Source organism: Sedimentimonas flavescens, from assembly GCF_025154035.1.
Lineage (GTDB): Bacteria > Pseudomonadota > Alphaproteobacteria > Rhodobacterales > Rhodobacteraceae > Rhodobacter > Rhodobacter flavescens.
Map to the genome: position 1 here is coordinate 139,994 of NZ_JAOALJ010000007.1, position 13,441 is coordinate 153,434.

The window sequence follows — 13,441 nt, forward strand, 5'->3', positions numbered from 1 at the left end:
GAATTCAAGAGGTAGATCCATGCAAGGCGCTGCAAGCAGCATCGACCCGGCCGAAGTGGCGAAATTCGAGGCAATGGCCGCCGAATGGTGGGATCCGAACGGCAAGTTCAAGCCGCTGCATATGCTCAACCCCTGCCGGCTGGATTACATCACCACCCAGATCGCCGCGCAATTCGGGCGCGACCTGAAGGTCCCGCGCCCTTTCGAGGGGCTGCGCATCCTCGATATCGGTTGCGGCGGCGGGTTGCTCTCTGAGCCGATGGCGCGCCTTGGCGCCACCGTCGTGGGCGCCGACGCGGCCGAGCGCAACATCCCCGTCGCGCGCCTTCATGCCGAGCAATCCGGCCTTGAGATCGACTACCGCCACTGCGCCGCCGAGGATCTCGCCGCCGCGGGCGAGCAGTTCGACGTGGTGCTGGCGATGGAGATCATCGAGCATGTCGCCGTGCCGCAGGATTTCGTGAACACCTGCGCGGGGCTGCTGAAATCGGGCGGGCTGATGCTGTGCTCGACCCTCAATCGCAATGCCAAGAGCTATATGATCGCGATCGTCGGGGCCGAGCAGATCATGCGCTGGCTGCCAAAGGGCACGCATGAATGGTCGAAATTCATCACCCCGGACGAACTCTATGGCCTGATCCGCGCCTCGGGTCTCGATCCGGTCGATCGCAAGGGGATGGTGTTCAACCCGCTCGCCTGGCGCTGGTCGATCTCGGATCGTGACCTGTCGGTGAACTACGTCACCGCCAGCGTCAAAAGATAGGGGGCGCCCAAGGCGCCCCGTTCATCCGATATCCCGCAAGGGTCAGATCAGCAGCACCTGGGTGCCGACCTTGGAGTATCCGAACAGCTCCTTGATGTGCTCGTTATACAGGCCGATACAGCCGTTCGACGACTTGCGCCCGATCTTGCGCGTGTCATGGGTTCCGTGAATGCGGTAATACTGCCACGACAGGTAAAGCGCATGGGTGCCAAGCGGGTTGTCCGGCCCGGCGGGCACGAAATCCGGCCAGTCGGGGTTGCGCTCTTTCATCGAGGGGGTCGGTGACCAGGTCGGGCCTTCGACCTTGCGGATCACCTCAGTGCGGCCACGGCGGGTCAGTTCCTCGGACACCGGAACCGAGGTCGGGTAGAGGCGATAGATCGACTGATCCTCGGACCAGTAATGCAGCGCGCGCGAAACGGTATCGACCAGAATCGCCCCGTTCTTGAGGTTGCTGAAATAGGGCTGCCACTCAAGCGCACGGAAGCTCGAGATATTGCGCCGCATGTTGGTGTAGTCGTTTTCCTCATGCTGCACGACGCCCGCATCGAGCGTCTGCGCGAAACCGGCGGGCGCCGCGAGGCTTGCGCCCGCGAAAACGGCAGTGCTCAGGAAAGCCCGGCGATCGAGGGTTTTGCGCACGCTGGTCATGGTCGAACTCCGTTCCGGCTCTGTCGTGGCCGATTCGACGCACCATTATTGCGTGCACGCCGCAGACGCAAATCAAACCCTTGTCATATACCCGTTTCACGAAACTGTGGGTTTGCGCCCCCATATGCGAGCGTGTAAGCGACTCACGATCAACTCAGGGGGTCGTTCGCGATGAAATCTGTAAAAGTGCTGTTGCTGCTTGGCGCCATGACCCTGGCCGCCTGCCAACCGACCGAACCCGCGCTTGGGCCCGACGGCAAGCCCTTGCCGCAGGTCTACAAGATCACCTCGAAAGAGGCCGGACTCATCCCGCTGCGGGTGCAGGAATCCATGAACTCGCTGCGCGCGGTGCGCGGCACGGCCCCGGTCGTGCTGAACCCGCAGCTGAACGCCGCCGCGCAGGCCCATGCGCAGGACATGGCCGCGCAGAACCGCGCCTGGCACTGGGGCTCGGACGGCTCCTCGATGCTCGACCGTGGCCGCCGCGCGGGCTATCCCGGCCAGGTGATCGGCGAGAATATCTCGGAGACCTACGAGACCGAGATCGAGACGCTCTCGGCCTGGATGGCAGTTGTCGATACCCGTGACGTGATCCTGAACCCGGCAGCGACCCAGATGGGCTTTGGCTGGTATCAGGAGCCATCGGGCAAGATCTGGTGGACGATGGTCACCGGAAACTGAAAAAGGGCCCCGCGGGGCCCTTTTCGTTTACGGGAAGAGGAAGACCGGCGTGCCGTCGGCGACCATGGCGTAGACCTCTTCGATCTCGGGGTCGGTGACGGCCACGCAACCCGCCGTCCAGTCCTTGCCAAGGCCCCGGTCCTTGCCCGCACGCCCGTGGATGAAGATGTCGCCGCCGGGTTCCTTGCCCTGCGCCTCGGCGAAAGCCATATCCTGCGGGTTCGGATAGGAGATCCCGAGCGACAGGTGATAGGCCGAGTTCGGATTGCGCCGGTTGACGAAGTAAAGCCCCTCGGGCGTCTTGCCATCGCCTTCGAACTGCTTCTTGCCAACCGGGTTGCCGCCAAGGGCGATCTTGTATTCCTTGATCAGCGTCTTGTCCGAGATCAGATACATCACGCGCGCGTCCTTGTGGACCTGCACCTGCGTGATCGGCGGGCCGGAATAGGACCGGAATTTATGCGCGCCCCGCGCGCTGTCGCCGCAAGCGGCAAGAAGGCCCAGAGAGCCAAGACCCATGAGGGCGGTACGACGGTGCATTTTCTGCCTGTTATGACTGCTCGTTTTATCCACAACCTATCCCAAATCAGGCTGCGGCGAAAGGCTGCTAGCCCCGCCGGAACCGCGCTGCAAGCTCGATATGCGAGGACCAGCGGAACTGGTCCACCACGATCAGATCGGCCAGCGCAAAGCCCGCCTCGATCAGCACCTGCGCATCGCGGGCGAAAGTGACCGGATTGCAGGAAACATAGGCAAGTTCGCGCGTTTTCGAGGCACAGATTTCACGCACCTGCGCCTCGGCGCCGGCGCGCGGCGGGTCGATCACGATCGCGTCATAGCGGTCCAGCTCATCGGGCAAAAGCGGGCGGCGGAACAGGTCGCGCGCCTCATGCGTCACGCGCTTGAGGCCCTGCGCCCCGCGCCAGCCGCGATCGAGCGCCTCGAGCATCGCGGCCTCGCCCTCGACGGCATGCACCTCGGCGCGGTCGGCAAGGGCAAGGGCAAAGGTGCCGCAGCCCGCGAACAGGTCGGCGATCCGGTCGGCGCCCGCCAGCGCCGCGCGCACGAAACCGACCAGCGCGGCCTCGCCTTCCTCGGTGGCTTGCAAGAAAGCGCCGGGGGGCGGCGTGACCCGCGCGCGGCCGAAGTTTTGCAGCGCCGGGCGGCGCGCGGCCACGGTCTCGCCGTTCCACGACAGGCGCGCCAGATCATGGTCGCGCGCAAGGCCCGAGAGCGATTCGAAAAGCGCCGGCTCCATCTCCTTGCCGCCTTGCGCGGCCATCTCGACACCGGCCTCCGACAGGGTCAGGGCAAAGCTCACCTCACCCTTGCGCGAGGCGCCAAGCGCGGTCGCGGCATGCAGCGCGGGGATCTTTTCCATCAGTTCGGGGCGCAGGATCAGGCATTCGGGCACCTCGACCAGCGTATCCGAGGCTCGCGCGTGAAAGCCCACCAGCGTGCCCTTCTTGGTACGCCGCCCGGCCAGCGTCGCGCGGCGGCGGGCATGGAGCGGCGAGGTCTCGACCCGCGCCACCTGCGCGGCGATCCCACGCACCGACAGCGCATTCTCGACCACCTGGGCCTTCCAGCGTGCAACGAAAGCATCCGAGGCATGTTGCAGCACGCATCCCCCGCAGGCGCGGTAATGCGGACAGGGCGCTTTCACGCGCTCGGGCGAGGGGGTGACGATCTTGGGTTGCGCGATGCGACCGCCCTCGGCCTCACCCTCGATCTGCTCGCCCGGCAGGGCCATGGCGACATGCACGGTCCCTTCCGGGCCGTGGGCAACCGCATCGGCATGCAGCGAGAGGCGTTCGATGGTGAGCAACATGGCAATCCCCTTTTGCCGCCCGATTAGCAGGGGGCGGGGGCGCGCGCCAAGGCTTATTGCGCGGCTTCGGTTTGCGCGTCCTCATCCGTGCCGATGAATCCGCCCGACTGGCGGTTCCAGTAGCGCGCGTAAAGCCCGCCGCGTTCGAGCAGTTCGGCATGGCTGCCCTGCTCGACGATACGGCCCTGATCCATCACCACGATCCGGTCCATCTGCGCGATAGTCGACAGCCGGTGCGCGATGGCCAGAACGGTCTTGCCTGCCATCACCCGCGACAGCGCCTGCTGGATCGAGGCCTCGACCTCGCTATCCAGCGCCGATGTCGCCTCGTCGAGCACAAGGATCGGCGCATCCTTGAGGAAGGCGCGCGCAAGGGCGATCCGCTGACGCTGTCCGCCCGACAGCTTCACGCCGCGCTCACCCAAGGCCGCATCATAGCCGCGCTTGCCGGTGTGATCGGCGAGGCCTTCGATGAACTCATGCGCCTCGGCGGCCTTGGCTGCGGCGATCAGCTCGGCGTCGGTGGCGTCGGGGCGGCCGTAAAGGATATTCTCGCGCGCCGAGCGGTTGAACATCGCGGTTTCCTGCGTGACCATGGCGATCTGGCGGCGCAGGCTTTCCTGCGTCAGGCCGCGCAGATCCTGCCCGTCGATCAGCACCGCGCCCTTCTCGGCGTCGTAAAGCCGCAAGAGCAGCGCAACGAGGGTCGATTTGCCGGCACCCGAGGCCCCGACGATGCCGATCCGCTCTCCGGGGTGGATGGTCAGCGCGATATCCTCGACCCCGCCGGTGCGCCGCCCATAGGCGAAGCTGACATGGTCAAAGGCGATCTCGCCGCGCGAGGCGGTGATCACGCGCGCATCGGGCGCGTCGCTCAGCGTATGGGCGGGGGTAAGGGTGCGCATGCCGTCCTCGACCTCGCCGATATTGCCCCACATGCCCATCAGCGCCTGCGACACCCACCCCGACATCTGCGCGATACGGATCGACACCGCGCCCGCCGCCGCGATATCCCCGACCGAAGCCTGCCCGCGCTGCCACATCAGGATCGCCGTCCCCACCAGAATCACTGGCAGAAGCCCGGAAAACGCCATCTGCGTCGTGCGATACCAGGTCTGGATCACGCCGAACTCGCGCGCCTTCAGGCGGAATTTCTCCATCGCGCCAAGGGCCGCACGGTCTTCGTGATCGGAATGGGCGAAGAGCTTGACCGTCTTGATATTGGTGATGGTGTCGACCACCTGCCCCGTTACCATGGCGCGGGCCGAGGCACGCTCTTTCGAGCGGGCGCGAACGCGCGGCAGGAAGGCGCGGATCAGCAGGAAGTAAAGCACCATCCAGACCGCCAGCGCCAGCGCGCCCCATTTGTCGATCCCCATGAGAAGCGCGATCGAACCGATAACCGAGGCCAGCGCGAACATCACCGTGTTGACCATCTCCGAGGCCACATCGGTCACGGCCCGCGCGGTCTGCATCTGCTTTTGCGCGATGCGCCCCGCGAAATCATTGTCGAAGAAGGTGACCGACTGGCCCATCGTCCAGCGGTGCAGCCGCGACAGCACCAGCGGCATCACATTGGGGTTGATGAGCAGGTTCGAGGTCGAGGACGACAGCCCGAAAGCCACGGGCCGCAGCACGAGGTAGAAGATTACGAAGCCGACAAGCAGCGTCCAGTGCTCGGCAAAGACCGTGGCGGGGTCGGCGGAGGTGGCGGTATCGACCACCCGGCCCAACAACCAGGCCGAGACCACCTCCATCGAGCCCGCAAACGCCGACATGGTTCCCGCAACAATCAGGGCGGGCCAGGCCCCGGTCAGGCTCCAGCGGAAAAAGGCGCCCAAACGTTGCGGCGGCGGCCCCTCGGCGGGGCGGAAGGCGTCGATCATCACATTCTCACTTTCACCCGCAGGATATATGTCTGCGGCACCAAAGGGAAAGAGCGGCCTAGCCGAGCAGATCGTCGCGGGTCGGTTGGAAATCCTCGGCGATCCAGCGGGTCTCAAGTGCGCGCAGCCGCGCGCCAAGGGCCGGTCCCTGAAGGCCGGGCATCAGATCGGAGGCGGTGACGGGGAAAACCTGCGCCGCGCCGCGTTGGATCGGCGCGCGCCAATCATCCGCCAGCGGCTGACCAAGTGAGGCCGCGCGGATCAGCGTGGCATCAGCGGCTGGATCGGCCCCAAAGCGATAGCCAAGGGCGGCGGGCGGCGCATCGCTTTGCAGTGCCGCGCGGATCTGCTCCAGCCCGCGCAGCTCGGCCTTGGACAGGCGCAGCCGTTCGGCCGGATCTTCACCACCAAGCGCGACAAGGCGGCGCAGGAAGGCGGGCGCGGTGCCCTCCTCAAGATGCACGAGCGGCGCGATCGCGCGGCTATCGGCGCCGGGCAGCACATGGGCGAGAACCCCGGTCGCCTGCATCGCGGCCAGTGCGGGCGCAGGATCGGGTGCGGCCAGCAGCCTGCGCATCTCATGCCCCACCCGCTCGCGCGAGAGTCCATCAAGGCCAAGCGCGTGTTCGGCGCAGGCCGCCAGCCCCTCGGGGTCGATGCCGAGTGCGGGGTCGCCATACCAGGCGGTGAAACGGAAGAAGCGCAGGATGCGCAGGTAATCCTCGCGGATGCGCTGATCTGGGTTGCCCACGAAACGCAGATGCCGCGCGGCCAGATCGGCCAGCCCCTGCCCAAGCGGATCAAGCACCGTGCCATCGGCACGCGCATAAAGCGCGTTCATGGTAAAATCGCGCCGCGCGGCGTCTTCCTCGATCCGGGTCGAGAATTCCACCGTGGCATGGCGGCCATGGGTTTCGACATCGCGGCGGAAGGTGGTAATCTCATGAGGCTCATGCGCGGCAACGACCGTGACGGTGCCGTGGTCGATCCCCGTGGGCACCGATTTGAGCCCGGCGGCTTGGGCCAGTTCGATCACCCGCTGTGGCACAGCGTCGGTGGCGATATCCATATCGGTGACGGCGGCGCCGATCAGCGCGTTGCGCACGCAGCCGCCCACCAGCAGCGCCTGATGGCCGCCCGCCTCCAGCATGGCCAGCACCTGTTGCAGATGCCCCGCCTCGATCCACTTGCCCGTCAGTTTCATTCCGCCATCCGGTCGCCCAGTGCCCGCAGCATACGCGCGGTCGCGCCCCAGATGTAATAGGGTCCGAAAGGCGCCACGTAATAGCTGCGCCAGGTGCCCAGCCAGCGCCGCCGCTCGACCCGGAAGTTGGCCGGGTTGGCGATATGGGCGAAGGGAACGGTGAAGACCTCATCGACCTCGCCCGCCTCGGGGATCGGGGTGAAGGGCGTGTGGATACGCGCGACAACCGGCGTCACGTTGAAACTGGTGACGGTTTCATGCGCCTCGAGCGTGCCGAGAATCTCCAGATTGCCGGGCGGCAGGCCGATCTCCTCCTGCGCCTCGCGCAGGGCGGCCTCGATCGGGCCGCTGTCCTCGGGCTCCTGCTTGCCGCCGGGAAAGGCGATCTGGCCGGGGTGGTGCTTGAGATGCGAGCTGCGCTTGGTCAGGTAAAGCTGCAAGCCATCGCGCGTGGCCTCGAAGGCCACCAGAACGGCGGCCGGGCGCAGCACGCGGTTGTCCGGCAGGACGACCCCCGGATTGAGATCGTAATCCGACGAGGGCCGCCCCGGACGGGCCAGAGCGGCCAGGACCGGGGCAAGCGGATCACTCATCGACCGACTCCTTCGGGCTGCCATCGGGGTTGACCGTCGCCTCGAACCCAAGGCTTTGCGGGTCGAACTCATAGTGCGCGCCGCAGAACTGGCAATCGGCGGTGACGCGGCCATCCTCGGTCGTCATGTGACGGATGTCCTTGGCGGAATAGATCGCCAGACTGTCGCGCACCCGCGATTCCGAGCAGGTGCAGCCGAACTCGATGCGCTGCGGATCGAAGACGCGCGGGCCTTCCTCGTGGAAGAGCCGCACCAACAGGTCGGTCGGATGCACCGTGGGGCCGATCAGCTCCATCTCCTCGACGGTGTCGAGCAGGTGGTTCACGCGGTTCCAGTTCTCTTCCTCATCGCCTTCGAGAATATCGGTGTGTTGCAACAGCCCCGCCTCACCCGAACCTTCCTTGGCCGCGAAGGGCGAGGCCTTGGGCATCACCTGCAACATCACGCCACCGGCACGCCAATGCTCTCCCTGCCCCGGCAGGGTCGAGCGGCCGTAAGAAATGGCAAAGCGCGTGGGCAGCTGCTCGGACTGCGCGAAATAGGTCTGCGCGCAGGTGCTCAGCGAACCGCCAGCCAAAGGCGTGATACCCTGATAGGGCACGGTGCCCTCGCCCTGATCGATCAGGATGGCAAAGTAGCCGTCGCCGATCTGGCTGAACGGGTCGACCTCGGGGTCGAGCCGCTCGGCGTCAAAACTGGCCCAGCCACGGATACGGGCGGGCTGGCCATCGGAGGTGGGGCCGTAATAGTCCGTCGCGAGGATACGGATCGGGCCATTGCCGCGCACCTGGATCGACAGCTTCCAGCGCAGCTTGATCGTCTGGCCGATCATCGCGGTCAGCAGGGCGACCTCGGCCACCAGCGCCTCGACGATCGCGGGATAGTCGTGCTGCGCCAGGACCTGCTCAAGAACGCCATCCAGCCGCGCCACCCGGCCGCGCACGTCGGAACGGTCGAGCTGGAACGGCAGGACAGTATCGTCCCATGCGATTTGAGATAGCGTGGTCATGCGGGTTCCTTGGGGGTTTTCCATCAGCCCGAAGGCTGGCATACCGCGCCTATATAGGCGCAACAGCCGAAAGACCCAAGGGGGCAAGGAGCCGGGATGATCCGCAGGTTTGGAGAGCCCATCGTGCATGAGCGCACGTATCGCCGCCGCCCCGGCGCCTATGCCGTGCTGATGCGCGACGGCGCGCTGCTTGTCACCCATCAGGCCGAGCCCACGCCCGAGTTTCAGCTGCCGGGCGGCGGTATCGACCCCGGCGAAAGCCCGGTGCGCGCCCTGCACCGCGAGGTTTACGAGGAAACCGGCTGGAGCATCGCCACCCCGCGCCGGATCGGCACCTACCGGCGCTTTGTCTACATGCCCGAATACGATCTCTGGGCCGAGAAGCTGTGCATGATCTACGTGGCCCGCCCGGTCCTGCGCCTTGGTCCGCCGACCGAGGCCGGCCATAGCGCGATCTGGATGGAGCCTAGGGCCGCGCTGGAACAGCTCGCGAATTCAGGTGACCGGCACTTTCTGGCGCAGGCGCTGGCGGGCCTTTAGACGAACAACCCGCGCATCTCGTCGAATTCGAATAGCACGCCCGAGACATCGTCGGCCAGGACACCCCCGGCGAAGCGGTCGATCTTTTCATAAACCGCATTCAGAAACACCTCGCCGCGCAGCCCGGCGGCGGCCTCAATGATTTCGGCCAGCCCCTCTTCGCCCAACAGGTTCGCGTCTGCGTCGGCGGCTTCGGTGATCCCGTCCGACATCAGGAACAGCCGGTCGCCCGGATTGAGGCGCGCGGTCACGGTTTCATATTCCGCGCCCTCGATCAGCCCGACCGGCAGACCGCCGTCGCCAAGATACTCGACCGCGCCCGAGGCGCGCTGGATCGCCGGATAGGGATGGCCCGCCTGCACCAGCTCGACCCGCCCCGACACCAGATCGACATCGGCATAGATCAGCGTGAAATAGCTGTCGGTCTGCATCTCGGCCAGCACCAGCCGGTTGAGATAGGCAGCCAACTCGGCCGGGGGGCGGGCATCGCAATGGCCGTAGCTGGCGGGAACAAGGGCGATGTTCTGCTCGGGCGTCGCACCCGACAGATAACCCGCCAGCCGCGCCGTCATCAGTGCCGAGGTGATCCCGTGCCCGGCCACATCCATCCCGAACAGCGCTACGCGATGTGCGTTGATCGGGAAGAAACCGACCAGATCGCCGCCGACATGGCCCGAAGGCCGCAGCATCAGCGACACCTGCGCCGTCCCGAATGAGCGATAACGCTCCCGCACAAGGCTTTGCTGCAGCTTGCAGGCCTCGGTCAGGTCGCGGTCGATAACGTCGTAAAGCCCCTGCAACTCGCCTAGCGCCGAAGACAGCAGGCGATTCTTCTCCTGCAACTGCCGCTCCATGGTCAGGATGCGCTCGCCCGCGCTCAACCGCGCGCGCAGTTCTTCCCCGCTGATCGGCTTGGCCAGAAAATCGTCGGCGCCGCTTTCCAGACCCTGCGCCACCTCGTTCTTGTCGGTCTTCGAGGTCAGCAGGACGAAATATCCGTAGCCTTTGCGCGGCATTGCGCGGAAGGCCCGGCAGAAATCCAGCCCCGACATGCCCGGCATCATCCAGTCCGACAAAACGATATCCGGCTCGGCCTCGGCGCAGATCGCCAGTGCCTCTTCGGCATTGCCCGCCTCGATCACCTCATATCCCGAACGCGCCAGTTGGGCCGAGAGGATTCGGCGCTGCATCCGGCTGTCATCGACCACCAGAACGCGGCGCGGGGCTGCATCCGCCGCAGGCATCCCCGGCCGGGTTGATTGTGTCGTCTGTTCAAGCACCTTGGACCCATCGCACAAATACCGTCTGTGCCGATCCTGCGCGGGCGGGGTTTAAGATCGCGTGAATCGCCGCGCACCACGGCATTAAAGCTTGCGAAAGGAATAGCGCCTAACCTGCAGGTCAGTCAGGGTTTCAGTGCGTCGGAGGTCACGGTGATTGATTGGCAAAGAGTTCTCGACCTGCATACGGAGATCGGAGCCGACGGATTGGCCGAGGTGCTTGAGCTTTTCCTCGACGAGGTCGAAACCGTCACCATGCGCCTTGGCCGCGCACCCGACCTGCTCGAAGAAGACCTGCATTTCCTGAAAGGCTCGGCCTGGAACCTCGGCTTTCGCGACTTCGGCGCGCTGTGTCAGGACGGCGAGCGAAAGGCCGCGGCGGGCCATGCCGAGGCCATCGACCTAGCCGCCATCCTGGCCTGCTATTCCGACTCCAAGGCGATGTTCCTCGCGCGGATCGAGACGGTTCTGGCCGCCTGAGCCTCAGACCAGGAACTCGGCCAGCGTCTCATCCTCGGTGATGTCGCGATAAGTGAACCCGGCCGCGTCGAGCTTGCCGGTCAGCAGATCGAAGTTTTCCGCTCGCTTCGTCTCGATCCCTATCAGGACCGAACCGAAGTTGCGCGCCGATTTCTTGAGATACTCGAACCGTGCGATATCGTCGTCGGGGCCAAGCATCTGCAGGAACTCGCGCAGCGCGCCGGGGCGCTGCGGCATCCGCAGAATGAAGTATTTCTTCAGCCCGGAGTAGCGCTGCGCCCGTTCCTTGACCTCGGGCAGCCGCTCGAAGTCGAAGTTCCCCCCCGAGGTCACGCAGACCACGGTCTTGCCGCGAATCTCCTCGGCCAGTTCGGGCAGCACATCGACGGACATCGCACCTGCCGGTTCCAGAACGATCCCCTCGATATTCAGCATCTCAAGGATGGTGATGCAGATCCGGTCTTCGGGCGCGAGGAGGATCTGCTCGGGGCGCACCCAATCGAGCGCGGCAAAGGGCAGCGCGCCGATCCGCGCCACCGCCGCGCCATCGACAAAGCTGTTGACCTGGCGCAGCGTCACCGGCTCGCGCGCCGCGACGGCGGCGGTCAGGCTAGCGCCGCCAAGCGGCTCGACAAAGCGGAACTCGGTCGCCGGGGCGGTCGCACGCAGATAGCCCGTGACGCCGGCGGCTAGGCCGCCACCGCCCACCGGCAGTATCACCAGATCGGGCGCGCGGCCCAACTGGTCGAGGATCTCGACGCCGACCGAGGCCTGCCCTTCGATCACATCCGTATCGTCGAAGGGCGCGAGGAAATGTGCGCGGGCTTCGGCGCAATACTCCTTGGAGGCCGTCAGCGTCTGGTCGAAATAGTCGCCGGTCAGCACGATCTCGACCGCGTCGCCGCCGAAGGTCTTGGTTTTGTCGATTTTCTGCTGCGGCGTGGTGACCGGCATGAAGATCGTTCCCTTCACACCGAAATGGCGGCAGGCGAAGGCCACGCCCTGCGCATGGTTGCCCGCGCTCGCGCAGACGAAATGCGCGGCCTGCGGATCGCGCTCGCGCAGCTTGCGCATGGCGGTGAAGGCCCCGCGCAGCTTGTAGCTGCGCACCGGCGTCAGATCCTCGCGCTTGAGCCAGATATCGGCCTCATAGCGCTTGGACAAATGATCGTTGCGCTGAAGCGGAGTCGGATCGAACAACGCGCGCAGCGCACGAGTAGCGGCAAGGGTGGCGAGGGCAAATTCACTCATGTTTCATGCTCTGGCGCGCGTTGCGTCTTTAGGCAAGAGCCTTTCCCTGACGGCATAGGAAAAATTCCGCGCAGCGGCGGCGGCAAAACGGCAAGAATATGCGCAACTCGGGCAGCAACCCAATTTCCGCCCTCCCCCTGCCCAAAAATGACCATAGTCTGCGCCGCATCTGTTTACCAACTGTCACGCCCTCAACCTGCGGAGACCGCACATGCGTATCAAGACCCCCCTCATCATCGCCGCAACGGCTGCGGCCCTCGTCGTCGCCCCGGTGGCGACCAGCTCCTTCACCGGTGCCGATCTAGTCTTTGCCAAGGGCAAGGATGGCGACAACGGTGGCGGTAACGGCGGCGGCAAAGGCGGCGGGAACGGCGGTGGCAACTCGGGCAAGAGCTCGGGCAGCGACGGCGGCAACGGCAAGTCCAAAGGCACCTCGTTCAGCCCGAAGGACAAGTCGAGCAAGTCGACCGGCACCTCGTTCAGCGGCTCAAGCAAGTCGTCGAACGGCAAGAAGAACGCCACGAAAACCAACCATGGCGCCATCGCATCCGAACTCAAGGGCCTGAACGCAGCCCATGCCAGCCCGAACGCGCTGGCCAATGCCTCGCCCAACAGTCAGGTCGGCCGCATTGCCACCTACAAAGCCGCTGTCGAGGCAGGGATGCTGGCCGACAAGAAGCTTGACGACGCCAATGTCGAGCTTGCCGCGCTGGACGAGAAGCTGGCTGGCTACAGCACCGAGCGCACGGTCGAAGAGATCGACGGCGATCTGGCAGGCCTGACCGAACCGACCCCGACCGATCTGGTCGAGGGCGACGAGGGCTATGAAGAGGCGGTCGCGCAGTACGACGCCGACATGGCGGCCTATAATGAAGCGAAGGGCGCGCTCGATGCCGAACGCGCCGAGGCCGAAGCCCGCGATGCGGACCTGGCAGCGAAAGCCGCCCTTGAGGCCGAGATCGCAACCCTCGAAGAGGAAGCCGCCGCCGCCGATGCCGCCGAGCATGACGCGCTGCTGGCCGCCTCGAATGGCCGCGAGCTTTCGCCCGAAGCTCTTGAAGAGCTGAACCGCATGCTCGACCCGCAGATGCCGGTCGAAGAGGAAGCGACCTCGGAGGAAGACACCACCGAAGAAGGCGCGCCCGAAGAAGTGGTTGCCGAAGTGACCGAAGAGGCCGCCGAGTAATCGCCCCCGACTCCACTGGTTCCTACGTTTTGCGGGCGGCCTTCGGGCCGCCCCAATTCGTTCCGGCCGCACCCTTGCCCGTAAGG

At 65.5% G+C, this 13,441-nt stretch carries 14 protein-coding genes; 5 read left to right on the plus strand and 9 right to left on the minus strand.

The genetic code is table 11. The features are described from left to right. Positions 1 to 19 precede the first annotated feature (19 nt). Positions 20 to 763 (plus strand): bifunctional 2-polyprenyl-6-hydroxyphenol methylase/3-demethylubiquinol 3-O-methyltransferase UbiG, encoded by a 744-nt coding sequence (gene ubiG / locus N3C64_RS13870; RefSeq protein WP_260014902.1) that lies wholly within the window; start codon positions 20 to 22, stop codon positions 761 to 763. Positions 764 to 805: 42 nt separating this feature from the next. Here ubiG and N3C64_RS13875 read toward each other — a convergent pair whose 3' ends face one another. Next, positions 806 to 1,414, minus strand: a complete 609-nt coding sequence (locus N3C64_RS13875; RefSeq protein ID WP_218630359.1) for a L,D-transpeptidase — start codon at positions 1,412 to 1,414, stop codon at positions 806 to 808. A gap of 171 nt (positions 1,415 to 1,585) precedes the next feature. On the opposite strand from N3C64_RS13875, the gene dalA reads away from it, so the two are divergent. Next, the gene (dalA, locus tag N3C64_RS13880; protein ID WP_218630358.1) at positions 1,586 to 2,095 is read left to right on the plus strand and encodes a divisome-associated lipoprotein DalA; all 510 of its coding nucleotides are present in this window, start codon (positions 1,586 to 1,588) and stop codon (positions 2,093 to 2,095) included. A 27-nt stretch (positions 2,096 to 2,122) separates the two neighbouring features. Here the strand turns inward: dalA and N3C64_RS13885 are convergent, their stop codons facing one another. The 6 genes from N3C64_RS13885 to hslO form a co-directional block, all read right to left on the minus strand. After that, on the minus strand, positions 2,123 to 2,635 hold the full coding sequence (locus tag N3C64_RS13885) for a L,D-transpeptidase family protein (protein ID WP_260014903.1): 513 nt from the start codon (positions 2,633 to 2,635) through the stop codon (positions 2,123 to 2,125). A 67-nt stretch (positions 2,636 to 2,702) separates the two neighbouring features. Then, on the minus strand, positions 2,703 to 3,926 hold the full coding sequence (locus tag N3C64_RS13890) for a class I SAM-dependent RNA methyltransferase (RefSeq protein WP_260014904.1): 1,224 nt from the start codon (positions 3,924 to 3,926) through the stop codon (positions 2,703 to 2,705). Positions 3,927 to 3,979: 53 nt separating this feature from the next. Further along, on the minus strand, positions 3,980 to 5,812 hold the full coding sequence (locus N3C64_RS13895) for an ABC transporter ATP-binding protein (RefSeq protein ID WP_260014905.1): 1,833 nt from the start codon (positions 5,810 to 5,812) through the stop codon (positions 3,980 to 3,982). Positions 5,813 to 5,870: 58 nt separating this feature from the next. Further along, on the minus strand, positions 5,871 to 7,016 hold the full coding sequence (locus tag N3C64_RS13900; protein ID WP_260014906.1) for a CCA tRNA nucleotidyltransferase: 1,146 nt from the start codon (positions 7,014 to 7,016) through the stop codon (positions 5,871 to 5,873). Next, a complete protein-coding gene (locus tag N3C64_RS13905) occupies positions 7,013 to 7,609 on the minus strand; it encodes an NUDIX hydrolase (RefSeq protein ID WP_218630353.1) in 597 nt (198 codons plus the stop codon). The genes N3C64_RS13900 and N3C64_RS13905 overlap by 4 nt, the downstream gene beginning before the upstream one ends. Next, on the minus strand, positions 7,602 to 8,618 hold the full coding sequence (gene hslO, locus N3C64_RS13910) for an Hsp33 family molecular chaperone HslO (protein WP_260014907.1): 1,017 nt from the start codon (positions 8,616 to 8,618) through the stop codon (positions 7,602 to 7,604). The genes N3C64_RS13905 and hslO overlap by 8 nt, the downstream gene beginning before the upstream one ends. 96 nt (positions 8,619 to 8,714) lie before the next feature. On the opposite strand from hslO, the gene N3C64_RS13915 reads away from it, so the two are divergent. After that, positions 8,715 to 9,158 (plus strand): NUDIX hydrolase, encoded by a 444-nt coding sequence (locus tag N3C64_RS13915; RefSeq protein ID WP_260014908.1) that lies wholly within the window; start codon positions 8,715 to 8,717, stop codon positions 9,156 to 9,158. On the opposite strand, the gene N3C64_RS13920 is transcribed toward N3C64_RS13915, so the two are convergent. After that, positions 9,155 to 10,402, minus strand: coding sequence for a PP2C family protein-serine/threonine phosphatase (locus tag N3C64_RS13920; RefSeq protein ID WP_260014909.1), 1,248 nt, complete (start codon positions 10,400 to 10,402; stop codon positions 9,155 to 9,157). The two genes, N3C64_RS13915 and N3C64_RS13920, sit on opposite strands and share 4 nt — an antisense overlap. A gap of 189 nt (positions 10,403 to 10,591) precedes the next feature. On the opposite strand from N3C64_RS13920, the gene N3C64_RS13925 reads away from it, so the two are divergent. Beyond that, a complete protein-coding gene (locus N3C64_RS13925; protein ID WP_218630498.1) occupies positions 10,592 to 10,918 on the plus strand; it encodes an Hpt domain-containing protein in 327 nt (108 codons plus the stop codon). 3 nt (positions 10,919 to 10,921) lie between these two features. On the opposite strand, the gene ilvA is transcribed toward N3C64_RS13925, so the two are convergent. Continuing rightward, entirely contained in the window at positions 10,922 to 12,169 is a 1,248-nt protein-coding gene (gene ilvA, locus N3C64_RS13930) for a threonine ammonia-lyase IlvA (protein WP_260014910.1), read from the minus strand. Positions 12,170 to 12,380: 211 nt separating this feature from the next. Here ilvA and N3C64_RS13935 point away from each other — a divergent pair, with 211 nt between their 5' ends. After that, positions 12,381 to 13,355: a hypothetical protein gene (locus N3C64_RS13935; protein ID WP_260014911.1), complete on the plus strand. Its 975-nt coding sequence runs from the start codon at positions 12,381 to 12,383 to the stop codon at positions 13,353 to 13,355. Positions 13,356 to 13,441 lie beyond the last annotated feature (86 nt).

Bases quoted from the DNA above. Each gene is read 5' to 3' on its own strand.
- N3C64_RS13905 (WP_218630353.1), bottom strand. From the start codon at position 7,609: ATGAGTGATCCGCTTGCCCCGGTCCTGGCCGCTCTGGCCCGTCCGGGG.
- N3C64_RS13915 (WP_260014908.1), top strand. From the start codon at position 8,715: ATGATCCGCAGGTTTGGAGAGCCCATCGTGCATGAGCGCACGTATCGC.
- N3C64_RS13935 (WP_260014911.1), top strand. From the start codon at position 12,381: ATGCGTATCAAGACCCCCCTCATCATCGCCGCAACGGCTGCGGCCCTC.
- N3C64_RS13900 (WP_260014906.1), bottom strand. From the start codon at position 7,016: ATGAAACTGACGGGCAAGTGGATCGAGGCGGGGCATCTGCAACAGGTG.
- ubiG (WP_260014902.1), top strand. From the start codon at position 20: ATGCAAGGCGCTGCAAGCAGCATCGACCCGGCCGAAGTGGCGAAATTC.
- N3C64_RS13885 (WP_260014903.1), bottom strand. From the start codon at position 2,635: ATGCACCGTCGTACCGCCCTCATGGGTCTTGGCTCTCTGGGCCTTCTT.
- N3C64_RS13890 (WP_260014904.1), bottom strand. From the start codon at position 3,926: ATGTTGCTCACCATCGAACGCCTCTCGCTGCATGCCGATGCGGTTGCC.
- N3C64_RS13920 (WP_260014909.1), bottom strand. From the start codon at position 10,402: ATGCCTGCGGCGGATGCAGCCCCGCGCCGCGTTCTGGTGGTCGATGAC.
- N3C64_RS13895 (WP_260014905.1), bottom strand. From the start codon at position 5,812: ATGATCGACGCCTTCCGCCCCGCCGAGGGGCCGCCGCCGCAACGTTTG.
- hslO (WP_260014907.1), bottom strand. From the start codon at position 8,618: ATGACCACGCTATCTCAAATCGCATGGGACGATACTGTCCTGCCGTTC.
- dalA (WP_218630358.1), top strand. From the start codon at position 1,586: ATGAAATCTGTAAAAGTGCTGTTGCTGCTTGGCGCCATGACCCTGGCC.
- N3C64_RS13875 (WP_218630359.1), bottom strand. From the start codon at position 1,414: ATGACCAGCGTGCGCAAAACCCTCGATCGCCGGGCTTTCCTGAGCACT.
- ilvA (WP_260014910.1), bottom strand. From the start codon at position 12,169: ATGAGTGAATTTGCCCTCGCCACCCTTGCCGCTACTCGTGCGCTGCGC.